12 protein-coding genes and 1 pseudogene are annotated in these 15148 nt (G+C 62.2%); 6 read left to right on the top strand and 7 right to left on the bottom strand.

Annotation, left to right across the window (positions count from 1 at the left end; genetic code table 11):
* Positions 1-40: 40 nt before the first annotated feature.
* A pseudogene (gene mobF / locus VAR608DRAFT_RS01530) lies at positions 41-1990 on the top strand (MobF family relaxase); the annotation flags it as partial.
* A gap of 549 nt (positions 1991-2539) precedes the next feature.
* Here the strand turns inward: mobF and VAR608DRAFT_RS01520 are convergent.
* The 4 genes from VAR608DRAFT_RS01520 to VAR608DRAFT_RS01505 all read right to left on the bottom strand — a co-directional run bounded on the left by VAR608DRAFT_RS01520 (position 2540) and on the right by VAR608DRAFT_RS01505 (position 7025).
* Positions 2540-3559, bottom strand: coding sequence for an OmpA family protein (locus tag VAR608DRAFT_RS01520; protein ID WP_088952463.1), 1020 nt, complete (start codon positions 3557-3559; stop codon positions 2540-2542).
* A gap of 9 nt (positions 3560-3568) precedes the next feature.
* Positions 3569-5536 carry a YadA family autotransporter adhesin gene (locus VAR608DRAFT_RS01515; RefSeq protein ID WP_088952462.1) on the bottom strand — a complete coding sequence of 656 codons (1968 nt, stop codon included), beginning with the start codon at positions 5534-5536 and terminating at the stop codon, positions 3569-3571.
* A 135-nt stretch (positions 5537-5671) separates the two neighbouring features.
* Positions 5672-6574, bottom strand: coding sequence for a TcpQ domain-containing protein (locus tag VAR608DRAFT_RS01510; protein WP_157730547.1), 903 nt, complete (start codon positions 6572-6574; stop codon positions 5672-5674).
* A gap of 196 nt (positions 6575-6770) precedes the next feature.
* Complete coding sequence (locus tag VAR608DRAFT_RS01505) at positions 6771-7025, bottom strand: helix-turn-helix domain-containing protein (RefSeq protein ID WP_088952460.1); 255 nt, start codon at positions 7023-7025, stop codon at positions 6771-6773.
* 82 nt (positions 7026-7107) lie between these two features.
* On the opposite strand from VAR608DRAFT_RS01505, the gene VAR608DRAFT_RS01500 reads away from it, so the two are divergent.
* Together VAR608DRAFT_RS01500 and VAR608DRAFT_RS01495 are read left to right on the top strand one after the other, a co-directional pair.
* Positions 7108-7578 (top strand): helix-turn-helix domain-containing protein, encoded by a 471-nt coding sequence (locus VAR608DRAFT_RS01500; RefSeq protein ID WP_088952459.1) that lies wholly within the window; start codon positions 7108-7110, stop codon positions 7576-7578.
* Positions 7579-7795: 217 nt separating this feature from the next.
* The gene (locus tag VAR608DRAFT_RS01495) at positions 7796-8044 is read left to right on the top strand and encodes a hypothetical protein (RefSeq protein ID WP_157730546.1); all 249 of its coding nucleotides are present in this window, start codon (positions 7796-7798) and stop codon (positions 8042-8044) included.
* Between the two features lie 3 nt (positions 8045-8047).
* Here VAR608DRAFT_RS01495 and VAR608DRAFT_RS01490 read toward each other — a convergent pair whose 3' ends face one another.
* Positions 8048-9436 (bottom strand): sensor histidine kinase, encoded by a 1389-nt coding sequence (locus tag VAR608DRAFT_RS01490; protein ID WP_088952457.1) that lies wholly within the window; start codon positions 9434-9436, stop codon positions 8048-8050.
* On the bottom strand, positions 9433-10065 hold the full coding sequence (locus VAR608DRAFT_RS01485) for a response regulator transcription factor (RefSeq protein WP_172843791.1): 633 nt from the start codon (positions 10063-10065) through the stop codon (positions 9433-9435). Before VAR608DRAFT_RS01485 ends, VAR608DRAFT_RS01490 begins: the two co-directional genes overlap by 4 nt.
* 644 nt (positions 10066-10709) lie before the next feature.
* On the opposite strand from VAR608DRAFT_RS01485, the gene VAR608DRAFT_RS01475 reads away from it, so the two are divergent.
* The gene (locus VAR608DRAFT_RS01475; protein WP_088952454.1) at positions 10710-11276 is read left to right on the top strand and encodes a cold shock domain-containing protein; all 567 of its coding nucleotides are present in this window, start codon (positions 10710-10712) and stop codon (positions 11274-11276) included.
* A 286-nt stretch (positions 11277-11562) separates the two neighbouring features.
* Here the strand turns inward: VAR608DRAFT_RS01475 and VAR608DRAFT_RS37740 are convergent, their stop codons facing one another.
* Positions 11563-11760, bottom strand: coding sequence for a Fic family protein (locus tag VAR608DRAFT_RS37740; protein WP_231973637.1), 198 nt, complete (start codon positions 11758-11760; stop codon positions 11563-11565).
* A gap of 293 nt (positions 11761-12053) precedes the next feature.
* Between VAR608DRAFT_RS37740 and VAR608DRAFT_RS01465 the strand changes: the two genes are divergently transcribed.
* Together VAR608DRAFT_RS01465 and VAR608DRAFT_RS01460 are read left to right on the top strand one after the other, a co-directional pair.
* Entirely contained in the window at positions 12054-12641 is a 588-nt protein-coding gene (locus VAR608DRAFT_RS01465) for a YkgJ family cysteine cluster protein (protein WP_157730545.1), read from the top strand.
* Positions 12638-14587 (top strand): phage integrase family protein, encoded by a 1950-nt coding sequence (locus VAR608DRAFT_RS01460; RefSeq protein ID WP_088952452.1) that lies wholly within the window; start codon positions 12638-12640, stop codon positions 14585-14587. The genes VAR608DRAFT_RS01465 and VAR608DRAFT_RS01460 overlap by 4 nt, the downstream gene beginning before the upstream one ends.
* The last annotated feature ends 561 nt before the right edge of the window (positions 14588-15148 follow it).

The raw sequence follows: 15148 nt of genomic DNA, 5'->3' as shown, positions 1-15148 counted from the left end.
GGCCTCGAATCCCGGGCGAGGCCTCGGAGACATTTGAGACATGCTCTCCCTCACCCTGATCAAGGGCAACAATCAGTATGCCGCCGCACACTACTTCTCGTCGGCCGACGACTACTACACCAAGGAAAACCCCGGCGAATGGCAAGGCGCCGGCGCGCAAGCCCTTGGCTTGACGGGGCCGATCGAACACAAGCAGCTCGCCCGCCTGCTTGACGGCCAGCTGCCCAATGGCGAGCGAATTCAGGCGACTTTCAATTCGGTAGAGAACAAGAAAAGGATGGGCCTGGACCTGACTTTCTCCCCGCCCAAGTCGGTGTCCATGCAGGCGCTCGTCGCCGGCGACAAGGGTGTGACGCAAGCGCACGACCACGCTGTCACCAGCGCGCTCGAATTCGCCGAGACGCTCGCGGCCGCGCGCCGGAAGGTCAAGGGCAAGAGCTATCGCGAGCGGACCGGGAACATGGTGATCGGAAAGTTCCGTCACGAGATGAGCCGGGCCAAGGATCCGCAGCTTCACACGCATGCAGTCATCCTGAACATGACCCAGCGATCGGACGGCGCCTGGCGATCCTTGTCCAACGAGGAGATCTTCGCGCTTCGCACCCAAGTTGAAGCGCACTACCACGCCGAGCTCGCAGCGGGCTTGCAGGAGCTTGGATACGTGATTCGCCTCGTGGATGACAAGGGTGTCTTTGAACTGGCGCACATCAGTCGGGAGCAAATCGAAGCCTTCTCGCAACGCAGCATGGTCATCGAGGAGGCGCTGGCCAACGGGGGCAAGACGCGAGCGACGGCCACGACGTTGGAGAAGCAGGTGATCGCGCTGGCCACGCGCGAGCGCAAGGATGAATCCGACCGGGAGGTGATCAAGCAGTACTGGGTCGAGAAAAGCCGCGAGTTCGGCATCGACTATGGTCCTCGATCGCAGCTGGGTGGCTGGCCTGTGCCAGCCGACCGAGCGCCAGGGGGTCCGGCCAGACCGGCGCCGCATCGCCCGGAGACTGACTCGCCCGTCGACCACGACGCGGCACCATCTGATGATCCTTCCCTCGTCCCATCCGATCGCGGTCCTTCTCCCTCGTCTCCGCACACCATTGCACCCTCGACGCAGACTCCACCCGTTCGGCCATCCAGCCTCACACCGGCGCAGGCCGTTGTTCAATATGCCATCAAGCATCTGACGGAACGCGAGGCGATCGTCACCGAGCATGACCTCACGACCGTGGCACTGCAGCGCGCCGTCGGACTGGTCCGGTCTGACGAGATCCGCGCAGAGATTCAGCGTTTGGCCCGGACGGGTGCGCTCATCGAGTCCATGGCCACCTACGCGATCGCCGGCGACAGGAACAGCTCAACGCTGTCCTCCGCCGGATGGAAGCGCTACCTGATGGCGCTGAAGGGTTGGGACAAGGCACAGGCACAAAGCTATCTGCGCAACGCGATCGTGCAGGGCTCACTGGTACGCACGGCAGCCCGGCACACGACAACGAAGGCACTGAAGCTGGAACGGGCCATCCTGGCGATCGAACGCGCGGGCCGAGGCAGCGTCGTTCCCATCGTGGCCCCGCAATTGCTGGAGGCGGCGCTCGCAGGGTCCACCTTGAACACCGACCAGCAAAAGGCGGTTCACACGATCGTCGCAACGAACAACAGATTCGTTGGGATCCAGGGTGACGCCGGTACCGGCAAAAGCTTCACCGTGGCTCGAGCTGCCGACCTGATCCATGCAGCTGGGTACCGGACGCTGGCCCTTGCTCCCTATGGCAACCAGGTCAAGGCACTCAAACAGGAGGGACTCAAAGCACACACCCTTGCATCCTTCCTGAAGACCAAGAATAGGCCAATCGACTCGCGAACGCTCGTCGTGCTCGACGAGGCAGGAACGGTCGGTGCGCGCCAGATGCAGCAGCTGATGCGAATCGTCGAGAAAACCGGCGCACGGATGGTTCTACTCGGCGACACCAAGCAAACCGAGGCTATCGAAGCCGGCAACGCGATTCCGCCGTTCGTGCCAGTGACAGTCACGACGTACTCGGTGTTTGTCTTCAGTGGCGCATCCGGCAGAACGAAGCCCTGGTTGGGCTGAAGGAAGTGGTTGGGATCGTTGGCGCCGGTGACCGGCGCCAAAAGAGCCACGATGTTGCCGGTGACCTTCTCTTGAACGAGGGCCGACCAAAGCCGCATTGCTCGCGTTCCTTGTTCAGCAGCGTGAACGCCGCCTGCTCCTCAGAGCCGGGAGCGGGCGTGGATGTCGATGGGGTGCTAGACCCGGGAGCGGCGGCGGGCGCCGACGCGGGCGGTGGGTTCTGCGCGGCGATTGGAATGCCGCCAGCGCCGCCGCCACCACCACCGCAAGCGGATAGGGCGAGCGCGATCACCGCGGCAGCCGACGTGGCGACGATGTTCGAGCTGATGTTGAGCCGAGTTCTTTTCATGTTCTTCCCTGGTCCGTTTGTGGTTGTGTAAAAGAGTGAGAGTCGAGAAGGCGGATGGAACCGGACGAGGCGACCTCGTCAGGCTCCGTCCGAGGCGACGCCTGCTATCGCGTCGCGGGTAGGATCCGAACGCCGACTCGGCGGTCAGGCTGCAGGCAGTCGATCAGCGCCTGCCGAGGCTTGACGCTCTTGCACGAGTCGCCGGTGGTGGGCTCGGCCGAACCCACGCCGGTCGATGTCATCGGCAGCGCGACGCCGGTCGCCTTGATCAGATCCGCGACGGTGCTGGCTCGCTGCTGCGAGAGGCGCTCGTTGTAGGCAGGGCTGCCAAGGCGGTCGGTGTGCCCAACGATCCTCAAGCCGCCGGCACGCGTGCCATAACCCTTGACCTTCGAAGCCAGGGCCGCAATCGCCTCTGAACCGCCCGGGAGCAGACCCTTGGCTTCGGCCTGGCCGAACTTGAAGAGCGTGTCGGCCGGGACCTCGATGACTTCGAGCGGGCGCTCAAGCTTCGAGACGTCAATGCCTTCGAGCGACGCCGTTGAGCAATTGGCTACGAACTCTGCCGACGCTTCGGAGGCCAGCTGGAGCGCCTTGTCGATTTCCGGTCGACCGTGGTTCCAGCGCGCGCCGCGCGTCTCTTCCATGTTCTCGTACACGGACTGCTGGGCCACCTCGAGGCACCCCAGCTTGGCAGTGCGGCACTTGCGCTCCCTGTAGCGGTTCAGGACGCCGTCAATCGTCTCGATGTCCGCACGCCACATCGGCCGGCCGTAGCGCTCGTCTTTGGAGGGCACATACTTGCGCGAGAAGATGGGCCGCTCGGCGTCGTCGGGCTCGTTGCCTGCTTCCAGGGCGTCTTGAATGCGCCGCGAATTGCCGGCGGCGATCATCGCCGTGCCGTGCGTATCGCCTTGCGAGGCTTCAGCGCTGGACAGGTCGGCCCAGCATTGAGCCTTGGCCTTCCAGTAGCCTCTGACTTGTTCCGCCTGGGCATCGCTGCGCGCCAGGCTCGTAGACAAGATTTCCGGTAGAAACTGTGGCGGAAGGGTCTCTGCCGTGGCCGAGAGTCCGGACAGCAGCAGCGCCGTCGCGACAAGCGACAGTGAATAGCTTCGATTCATGGCGATGCCTCAGAAGCCGATCGTCGCACCGATGGCGAAGCCCACTCGCGAAGGGCCCGAACTCGTGGCAGCCACCTTGGCGTTCAGCAGGATCTGGTTGCTGGCGTAGTAGTTGACGCCCGCGGCGATCGCGCTTTCGCCACCGTAGGTGCCGGCAGCCATCGAGATACTCGAGTTGCCTTCAGCACGAGCATTGGGCACCAGGGCCGAGGATGCCATCGCCATGGCGCCAACACCGGCCATCTGCTTCTTCGTCTTCGCGTCGAGGGCCTGAATCTGCTGATCCGTGTAGGCATTCGCTTGCTGGACACCGCTGCCGACCATCGACTGAACTTGGCCGAGGTTGGTTGCATCGGTTGCTGCGACACCGGGCGCTACATTGGCCAGCTGGCGTTCCGCGCCAGGCGTTCCAAAGCTGATTGTGTTGTCACGGTCAGCGACGCTGCCTGGACCGATCGCAACGGAGTTGTTGCCCGGCGCGACCGCCGGAGGAAGACCTTGGGTATTGTTGCCCGCGATGTTCGAGCCGATGGCGGTGACCGCCCGGTTGGTCGCATCGAGCTGGCTGCCGTTGATGGCGTCGGTGCTCGTGGCGCTCAGGCGGCCCGCCGCGACGTTGGTGATCGTTCGCTCGGATCCCTCTGCGCCCACACTAACCGTGCTCGTGGGTGCGGCGCCGGCGAAGGTGTACTCCACGGAGTTGATCGTCGCACCGGTGGTCGCGACGGCTGCCGCCGTGGTCGAGCCAGCGCCGAGCGCCACGTCGTTCGCGTGGGTCGCGGTCGAACCCGAGCCGAGGGCGATGCCGTTTCCTTGCAGGGCCTTGGCAGTATCTCCGATGGCAACGCCACCAGCGGCGCCGGTGGTGGCCAGGTTGCCGAGTGCCACCGAGCCTTGTCCCGTGGCAACTGACGCATTGCCCATGGCGATCGCGCCGTCGGCCGCGCCGCCCGAGGCGGTGCCGTCTGCGGTCGCGATCGAGTTGAAGCCCAATGCGACCGCGCCGGTTCCGGTCGCGATCGAGGGATCGCCGATGGCCACGGCACCCGCGCCAGTCGCCTTGTTGCCGACGCCGATCGCGACGGCCGAGCCCACTCCGGAAACGCCCGTGGCGATGGCGCCGAAGCCCATTGCAACGTCACCGACGTTGACGGCTTCTGCGCCGGAGCCCACCGCCACGGTGCCCGTCGCGGTGCCCTTGGCGTTGTTGCCGAAGACCACTGAGTCATCGCCGCTTGCCACGGCGTTTACCCCTCCCGCGATGGATCGATCGCCTGCGACTACGGTGCCAGGACCGATAGCGATGGAGTCGTTGCCTGTGACAACCGACTCGGCACCGGTGGAGTTGGCCTTGAAGTACTTGGTCTTCTCGTCGACATATTTGTACGTCTCTTCGACCTTGCCATCGACGTAGTTGTAGGTGTCGCCGATCCGGGCATCGGTGTAGCTGTTCGCGTTGTTGATTGCGTTCGAAACGCTGTTGTCCGTGTATTGATTCGCGGAGTTCAGCGTGTTCGACATGCCGTTGTTGAGCTGGTCGACGTTGACGGCATCTTTGCCATTCACGCCGTCGGCAACTGTGACGGTGCCGGGGGCGGCGGGCGTTCCGCCGTTGTTGTACAGGACGGCGTTGGGGTTGCCGCTCGAGCTGTTGCCAGTGAGCATGTTGTTCAGCTCGTCAGCGGTTGCCGCGAAGCCGACTGGATTTGAGCCGGCGGGACATTGTGTCGAGGTAGTCGCCCCGGCAATGAAGCCGAGTCGACCAGTCGTAAGACCTGCTGCTCCGTACTCGCCACCCTCGCTCCATGCCTGGACAGTGGATTCAATGGGTGCTCCGGCTGCGCCTCCGGGCGCACCCAAACCCTCGTTTTGGCACATCAGCACGCCGGCGAAGGCGGTGGGCGCCGTGAGGGAGACAAGCGCGGCAGCGAGGGCCGCCGTGAGGATGGACCGCTTGGGTTGATACTTGAGTTTCATTCTCTTCTGAGGGGATACCTGATGTGTGACAGCAAAAGGGGTTTCTGGGTTGTTTTAGGAATAGTTTTTGTGAAGTGAAGATGGGTACGTTGCTCCTTTCGATGGACGGCAGAGGCGCCGTGGGGGATCGATTGCCTAGGCGTCAAATACGTGCAGCGTGGGACTCCCGGCCTTGTTGACGAACGTCATGCCGAGCGGCGATTCGAGCTGTCCGAACGCAGCAGCGAGCCCAAGGAGGGCTTCGCGGAAAGTGCCGGTATAGCGACTGGCCCTGATCGCATCGGAGACCTTGTAGTCGCGCGTGGACGTCCACTCGACCTGGAAGCCGCTTTGCTTGGCCCAGGCTTCGACGACGGCGCGCAGCGATTGGCTGTCCCCCACGAGCCAGGTCCCTGACATGACGCCGGCCGACTTGCGGGCAGAGCTGTCCCAAGTGGGGTAGGCAACCAGAGCAGCTGTGGTGGCCGCAATCCGCGGTGGTGGTGGAGGAGGCTGCAATGCTGGCGGTGTTGGTCGGCCCGCGGCAGGAGCGTGAGACGCGGCGGCCGTGTTCTGAAGCGACGGTGGGAATTGCGGCCGTTGTGCGGGTTGTGCAGAAACGGTCGTAGGTGATTGCGACGCTACCGCCACCGGCGTTGCCTTTCGCGTCGTGATAGCGACGAAATACGGCGGCTTGAAAGTGGCGGTGACCTCGACGTCGGTCCGGTAGGAGCCGTAGCTCCTGAGAGCGGCAGCGATGGCCTGTTCAGCGGTCGCGCCGGTCACCGTGCGAGCTTCCGCGGTCAATGGAAGGTCAGCGTAGGGCTCGTCGCGCAGACTGCGAGTCGTGACGCGGCGGCCGTTCAAAATCGCTACCAGGCCGTCTGTCTGGGCCCAGCGCACAATCACGGGCAGAAGCGTTTTGTCCGTTGGGACGATTTGAAACTCGCCCGCGCGCGCCGTGGAGCCCGCAACCAAGAGAATGCCGATGGCAACCGAGCGCCAACTATTTGGGTGCCACACTTGCTGTTTATCGGCGCGTTGCTCGTGATTCGTCATGCTGCACATTCCATTTCTTCGAGTGTCAGCATCTCCAAGGAGTTAAGGTATCCCCAAAACCTCATGGGTTGCTGGTCCTGTCCGTCAGAATCTTCCGACTCAAATAGGCGACATTTCGCACGGAGACGATGAGATCGGCGGTTTATACGAACTGGCATTGGTCTACTGCGCGCTCACTCAGGCCGTTCGGTCCCCCTCAAGCGCGGGCACCTTTCTGTGGGGCGAGTGACACAAGAGCGGCGCTTCCATGCGACGCCTCGCCATAGATGTCTTCAAAGGTGACCTTCACTCCCTTTGTTGTTGCATATGCGATCAAAGCCTTAGCCGCCGATGGTGGAACTGTCTGACCCTTTTCATAGAGCGATACATTGCTCTGCGAACAGCCCATGCCTTGCGCTAGTTGCGTTTGTGTATCGCCGAGGCGGTCGCGGATCGCTCGAATCATGCTCATGCACCGATATTAGTACGACTGATTTGGAAGCGCAACAGTCGGACTGTTTGTGTTGTATGAGTGAGACTAATAAGCTCCCTCTATGCCAGCGAAAGAACTGACTCCAGAACAGAAGCGCGACGCAAAGCGTCTAAAGGTGATTTTCAGGGCGTGGCAGGCCGAGCGACAGGAAGCGGGCGAAGCGGCCACCCAGGAGGAACTTGCCGATCTGCTGGGTTTCGGGCAGAGTGCGACAAGCCAGTACTTAAATGGATCAATCCCGCTCAATCCCCGGGCCGCTGCCAAGTTCGCCGCCTTGATCGGCTGCGACGTTTCCGAATTTAGTGCATCAATCGCAGAGTCCATCGCCTCGATGGCAAGTACCGCGAAGGCGAAGGAAGGCAGTACAGAGGCCAAGGCGAAGGCGAATCCAGTTTCGCAGCGATGGCCTTTCCACCGAGTGGACTTCTACAAACTGTCAAGCCTCGCCGGTCCGGCCGCTCGCGCGATGGAGAACGCCATGCTTGCCACGGCTAGCGACTTGGACGTCGATATCCGCTCGAAAAACCGCTGAGCGGGCTGCTCGAATCATTCTCGCGCAGTGGTCCTTGGATATCGGATTGGGCCAACGCGCTGATTTCTACCGGCGCTGGATGTGAGCATCCTACGCCCCAGGGGGTTTGGCGAAAGAGGCAACAAGAAGCAAACCATGAGATTTTGGGGATAGCCATGGCTCGCCTGAGCTTTTCAAATTGGTCGTTGCTCCTTTCCACGGCAACTAGACATCCCCAGTGCGCACACCCGACCCTTCACCGCCACTCATAGCCTTCCCTTTGGCTGCGGATATTGAGCACGAGTTCGGCCAGCCGGCGCGCTTGCAGGCGCTGAGCGAGTTGCTACCGCAGGCCAGCATCGACCGGCTGAACAAAAAGCTCGCCAATGCGTCCGCTGATCTCGCTCCGATCGAGCGCTTAGTCTTCGAGAGCAGGGCCTGGGAAAGGGTGATCCGCAAGCTCCGATCCCAGCGTCGCTTGAAATGAAAACTACAACCGGGGACATCGCTCTTCGGGGCCTACAACAAATCCATCGGGAATCCAGATCCTCATTACGGTCCCGAAACCTAGTCTGGAATCGACACTGACGGAGTAGTTCAGTCGGCTCGATAGCCTCTTTACCACGGCGAGACCGAGACCTGCACCGGTCCACAGTTGTCGATCGGTCGGCTTGTTGGACGCTTGCTGAAAGGGCTCGAAGATTCTTCTGAGCATAGGCTCCTCGATCCCAGGCCCTTGATCCCACACCTCGATCGAAATTCCCATAGCTCGCCGTCTCGCGCCGACCAAGACCGCCCGTCGGCTAAACCGCAACGCATTAGAAACGAGATTCCCCAACATCCGCTCCAGCGTGAAGCGGTCAGTCGCCACCTGCAATCCGGGAGGCCGAAAGCGTAGCGCTTTCCCTGCAGTCTCAGCTTCCGCCTCGAACTGGAGATCAAGTGCTTGGAATACATCTTGCAAGGCCACTGTCCTGAGGCGTGGCTTCATGTCCTGAGCCTCTGACCGGGCAAAGCTCAGAAGATTGACGATGTAGGAGTCCAACGCATCAAGTTCTTCTCCGAGGCGCTCAATGGCGTCCAATGCGTTCCTCTTCTGTAGCACGAGTGCCCGTCCAGTGAGGACGACCATTTTGGCGCTGTGCAGACGCTGCTTGAAGTCGTGAGTGGCTTCGGCAAAAAAGATCGCTCGCGATTGGACGTCACGCTTTGCATCGCCCTCCATGCGCTCCAACATTCGGTTGGACTCCAACAATCCTCGCGACAACTCGGAGAGATGATCCGCGCGTCGTAGATGCGCTTTAATCTCGCGCGCCTTCAAAACGACGAAGAGCCACAGAATCAGAAACACTATGACATTGAGCACGAGCAAAGAGGTCAAGCTGGCTACGGCTTTCTCGTGGAGGCTATAGGACAGGCTTCCCCATAGCGAAACGTTGTAGATGATGACCGGAACCTTGGCTCCGAACCACATAGCTGTCATGGCAATCGTGGTGCTCATGAACCCGACGCAAAGAACGAGGGTCGCCATCGACAAGCCGGTGTCTGAAATTAGTTGAACCGTCCAAAACCAGTAGGCGCCCGCTATGCAGACGATGAGCAGGGGGATGAACTTGAGGTATCCCGATCTCTCAATTTCTTGCGGCGTGGCATGGTGCACCACAACGAACAAGCCGACTCTAAGGAGCCAACTCAGCACTCCGACACCAAGCCAGAGCATGTAGCCGCCGAGTGCAACGCCATGCTGTTCATACTCCGCGACCGTAATGCCAAGGACGGTCAGAATGAACGTCAACTGCTGAATCTTGAATTGCTTGGCGACAGTCTCACGATCGGTGCTGGAAGTGTCGAGAATGAGGCTCTGGGCACGGATGCTCATGCTGCTGACGCGGTTTCGAGCTGTCCCTCAATGAATCCGAGCATCAATGCCTTGGCGACTGCTTCCGCGCGAGTTCTAACACCCAGGGCCGCAATGGATGCGTGGATATGGTTGTCCACCGTGCCAGGCGCTACACCGAGATATCGAGCGATTTGCTTCGATGTCGAACCGGTGCCTACGAGTTGAAGTACTTCGCGTTGCCGCTTAGTCAATGCGACTGCGTTCGTTTGCGCGGCATCCGTGTCGGGTGCGGGAAACACCTTCTTGCCCATGAGCGCTGATTGCAAGTAGGCATCGAGATCACTGGTCGGCGACGACTTCAGGATGTAGCCTTGAAACTCGTCCTTGAAAGTTTGCGCGACATAGTCTGGTCGTCCGGTTCCGGTCAAGATGCAGGTGACCGGAGCCAGGCCCGCGTCTTTGATGTGTGCGGCAAGCGAAAGACCGGTCGCACCGGGCACGTCCAGATCGAGCAGTATGAGATCCCAACGCTGGGATTGCGCTTCCAAGGCTTGTATCACTTCCTTGGCCGTCGCATGTGTTGTGATCGTGATGGGGTCTTCGCTCGACATGGCATGCAGCATTGCCTTCGTCGTGTCGGCCACCATTGGGTGGTCCTCCACGATCATGATGCTTCTAGCAGGCGATGGCTGAGTGCTGGGAGACAGCTGAGGATGACGCATCGGTCGGATCTGGCGCTGAGTCGGAAGCGTTCTTTATAGGTTTTGGGTTTTCGCTAGTCCATCAGATAAATCCGAAAGCGCGATCCCAAATTGGGTATCGATCGACTCGAAGAGTTGATGAAATGGGTGCCCTCTTGTCGTCGCGATGGCCAGGCTGCGCGGGCGCTCAGAAATCGCTCATACTTGTCGCGTCCATCCGCAGCGTGCTGCCGCACTCGTCGCACTTGAGCGTGTTAACCACATCGACGGCCGGTGCTTCCGTCCATGAATGGGTCTGATCGTGCGTGCATCGGTGGCACTCCATCAGCGCGAACGCGAAGTGTTTTTCACAGCCGTGGCATCGCATCGATTCGAGGGTGTCAGCGTTGAGCACTTCGAGACAATCTCTATGCGGGTGTCCGCAACGGACAAGATATGGTCAAAAGTGGATCTGGCATTCAGCCTTTGGGCGCAAACAACGCCATGGGTCAAAGACCTTCCTTTTATGCCGCGCAGGCCGTTGTGTCTATAAAGCAAATCTCAGTCGTAGCGCGAAATTTCCCAAAGGGGGATGAGGATGCTCTTGGCCCTGGCCTTAGACTCGGCCAGATATGACACTCGTCGGCAAACTCATTAGCTGGAATGACGAACGTGGATTCGGCTTCATTGCTCCGCGTGATGGCGGGCGCGAGCTGTTTGTGCACATCAGCGCTTTCCCGAGAGACGACTCTCGTCCAACGGTGGGCGAGACGCTGACCTACGAGTTGGGCCGTGGGAAGGACGGAAAGCCGCAGGCGGTGAATGTCTACCGGCAGGCACTCGGAAAGCCATCGACGTATCCTCGAGCGCAGATGCGAACCAATCACGCAAGGCGCTCACCGGTGCAGGCGCTGATCTCTGTCGTGCTCGTGTTTGCGATCGGGGCGTTCGGATATGTGCAGTACCAGCGTCATGTCGCGCGGATCCAGCCAGCTTCGGCCAGCGTGATTCAGAACGCCGCGGTCACGGAATCTGCGCAGAGCAACTTCCGATGCGACGGACGCACCTATTGCTCACAGATGACTTCGTGCGCCGAGGCCAAGTTCTTCTTGAAGAACTGTCCCGGCACCCGGATGGATGGGAATCACGATGGCGTGCCTTGCGAGCAGCAATGGTGCACAAGCCCACTCGCGAAATGAGCAGGTGAGAGGTCAGTCGAGCGGACGGTTGATCGCCGAACCTTGTGTTCCGCTCAATCCCGATTCCGCTCCCTGATGCCTCGCGTTCAGACGCCTCGAGAAGGACGCTCATCCGTGCGGCGGTTGCTGCTGATCCTCTTCGTCGTGCGCGTCCAACGTGTCCGGTGGCGAGGCGGCCTGCGCCTCCCTGGCATTGTCAGGTTCTGGGCGACGAACGTTGCGAATGGCCGGATGTCACCCTTGCTGCTTGCTGCTTGCTGCTTGCTGCTTGCTGCGTCGAGCGCCGTCATGTGGCGTCTCGGTCCTCGAGGCGCAGCAGGGTCCAAGGAAACCCACCCGAGGCCAGCATCGCGTTCATGATGAATCGCCCGAGACGTCCATTGCCGTCTACGTACGGGTGAATGAAGACGAACGCGAAGTGGCCGAGGACCGCGCGCACTGCGGCCGATCTCTCATCGCGCAAGAGCTCGAAGAGCACGGGCATCATCTCGCGGACGGCTTCACGCGGACGGCTTCACGCGGCGGCGGGATGTGCTGGGCGTTCCAGAAATCATACGGATGATTATGCGAGTTATCATCCGATTGAATCTCGCTTGCCGTGCTGGCGCTGTTCGCATAGGCTTCGCTCATCAAAAAGAAAATTGGAGAAGGATCCCCCATGAGTTCGATCGGGTTCGTGTTCGTGTTCGTGCTCGGCGCTGGGCGCGAGTATCAACCGCTGACCTTTGCCGAGGCGATCCCGAGGATCGCCCAACTCTTTAAGTTCGAGGGATGACCATGGAAATCGACCACAGTGTCGAAGCGACGAAGGCACGCATGCAAGTGCGCCGAGACGCACTCCTGTCCGCGTTGCCAGATGATTTCAAAGCCCGTGAAGACGGCTTGCCTGCGCGCATTCGCGGCGAGAACGCAAGCCTGCAAACGAAGCTCGGACGGATCTACGCTTTGGTCGACGAATACTCGGCGCTGCGGGCGCCGTACGTGGCCTGCCGCGAAGGATGTGCTGACTGCTGTCGCATGAACGTCCAGATCAGCAGCATTGAGGCGGCGCGCATCGAACGGGCGACCGGTCGAAAAGCTCGAGCTCTGACCCGTAGCTTGCGCTATGACGATGGCAAGTTCGCAGGTGTCGCATGCCCGTTCCTCAAAGAGGACGCCTGCTCAATTTATGAGCAACGACCTTTCGTCTGTCGTAACCATGCCTCCCTCGACGTGGATGCACACTGGTGCGATCCGCAGCGCATGGCAACAGTCAAGCTGCCCCTCGTCGAACTCGGCGGCGTCAAGCAGGCGATGCTGGAGGTGATGGTGCAGAGCAAACAGCCGGTACTTGCCGATATCCGAGACTTTTTCCCCATAACGTGAAAGCCTCCCGCGCCCGCAAACTGCACCGCGACCACTTCGCCTTCATGCGCGCGGTGGTGCAGGGAGTGGACCTGCGCGCGAGCTGGGAGCGCTACCTGCGCCTCGAAGGCGAAAGCGTCGACCTGCGGCGCGTGCGCGGCACGATCGCCTGGATCCGCGCCGAGTTCGCCGCCGCCGCGCGACGCGAGGCCAGGCTCGGCACCGCGCGCCTGGTCCTCATTGACGCGCAGCAGCTGGGGGAGGGCGCGGCCGTGCCGACGCTGGCCGAGTTCGCAGCCGAGCGAGGCCTGGAGGAATTCTCCGAATCCGAGCAGACCGAAGCGTACGAGCAGGAGTTTGGCGCCGCCGCGCGCTTGGGCTCGCGTCGTGCACGGCTCATTGCGCGCCAGCTCGAGGCGTTGCGCTGGCTCGAGAGCGTGGCGGCCGACGAGCCGCGCGCCGGCGACGGCGTGCATTCCTGGCTCATGCCGTCGCTGGCCGACCGGATCGAGGCCGCGGGCATGCCCACCCTGTTCACCCTGATCGAGCGCGTCAACGGCATCGGCGCGCGCTGGTGGACCGGCGTGCAGGGCGTAGGCGCCCTCAAGGCCGAGCGCATCGTCGAGTGGCTGCGGCTGCACGAGGGCTCGATCGGGCTGTGCATCGGCGCGCAGGCGCTCAAGGCCCGCACGCAACTCGCGCCGGCGGAGCTCGCGCGCGTGGTGCCGCTCGCGACGGCGCTGGTTCCTCTGGAAAAATTCGTCGTACCGAGCGAGCTCAGCGGCAGGGAAGGGCGGTTCCGGGCCGCGCGCGAGCAATGCCTGCTGGAAGCCGACAACGACTATGGCGCGATCGCCGCTTGGCTGAACTCGAAAGGACGTCTCGGGGGTGCCGATGACGTCAGGGCGGGAGCGAAGGGAGGTGAACCGGAAAGCGCCACCCAGCGCTCCTACCGCAAGGAGGCCGAGCGCCTGCTGTTGTGGGCGATCTTGGAGCGCGGCAAGGCGTTGTCCTCGCTCACCGTCGAGGATGCGATGGCTTTCGCGAGCTTCCTGCAGGCGCCGCCGGAGGCGTGGTGCGGCCCGCGGCATCGCCAGCGCTGGTCGCCCCTATGGCGGCCGCTGGAAGGACCGCTCTCTGCCGTGGCCCTGCGCCAGTCGTTGACCATCGTGCGCAGCCTCTACGCCTTTCTCGTTGCGCAGCACTACGTCACGGGCAACCCGTTCGCCGCGGTTTCATCCCCGCGCTCGCCGGCGCGGCCGCTTGGTTCCAATCGCTCGCTGTCGGTCGAGCAGTGGGAGCAGTTCGAAGCGTTCGTGCGCAGCGATGCTAGTTCAGAGCGCGCCAGCCGCGAGCGCACCGCGCGGGCGGTGCGCTGGCTCTATGCGACGGGCCTGCGCACGGCCGAGATCTGCGCTGCGCGCTGCGCGCACCTCGAGCAGTTCGTATATACGGACGCGGAAGGCAGCGAAGGCCGGGGGTGGCTCCTCAATGTGATCGGCAAGGGCGACAAATACCGGCAGGTACCGATTCCGGATCACCTGGTCGCGGAGCTCGGGAAGGCGCTAGTTGGCTGCGGGAATGCGCGCGAGCCAGACGCGCCGGAGAACGCAGAGGTCGCCATCCTGGCGAGTTTCGAAGAGCCGGGGGCAGCCGCGCTTCAGCCTTGGACGGCCTCCGGGCTCTACAAGGCCATGAAGGCGGCGTTCGCGCGATGCGCCGAGCAACTGCCGAGCCAAGATGGCGCGGCGGCCGAGCGCCTGCGGCGTGCAAGCACGCATTGGCTGCGGCATACGCATGGCACGCATGCGCTCAATGGGCGGCCGGGGCATGCGCCCGTGCCGATCCAGGTCATCCAGAACAACCTGGGGCATGCCTCGATCGGCACGACCTCGGGGTATCTGACAACCGAGAAGCAGGAGCGGCTGCGGGCGATGCAGGGGTTTTGGGCGGGCGCCGACGGGTGAGCGAACTACCGTGTCCGTCGACAAGAGAGTATGCGCTCACACGGCAAGGAAAGCCGACGTCGACAGTTATGAATGGGATGTTTTTGGCTTCTGACGGATTCCGTGCGCGGGGATCGCGCCTGCGGGGGCCCTCGGCGTGTAGCCAACGCGAAAGGGGAGGGCGGCGCGCGCCGAATGCGATCACGGCGGCCGGCAGGCCCAGGGTCCGTGCAACTCTTCGCCGGGCCTTCCGGAAGGCATCCGCCATTGATTGCCGCCCCATGTCCGGCTGAGGCGGGAAAGTTGGCGCGCGCAAGGATCGGCGTCGCTAGCGGAAACCGCTCATACGAGTACCTCAGCGTCGCCGGAGACTCGGCGGCATGTGCATCTGAACGAGCGCTATACCTTTCGTGACTGCCGGGCCTGCCATCGATCTGGACCCGCCATCCAGGCTGGAGTGGCAGCAATCAACTTCGGCGCCGAGCGTCGGATATCTTGGTCGTCTGGTCTGTCCCACGGTTTCGAAGGCGCACGAACTGCGCGCCCCGCAGGGGCTTGCGTGCCGCTTCCCCTTACACTCTG

Origin of the sequence: Variovorax sp. HW608, from assembly GCF_900090195.1 — a bacterium.
Lineage (GTDB): Bacteria > Pseudomonadota > Gammaproteobacteria > Burkholderiales > Burkholderiaceae_C > Variovorax.
This window is presented reverse-complemented; position numbering and strand designations above follow the sequence as displayed.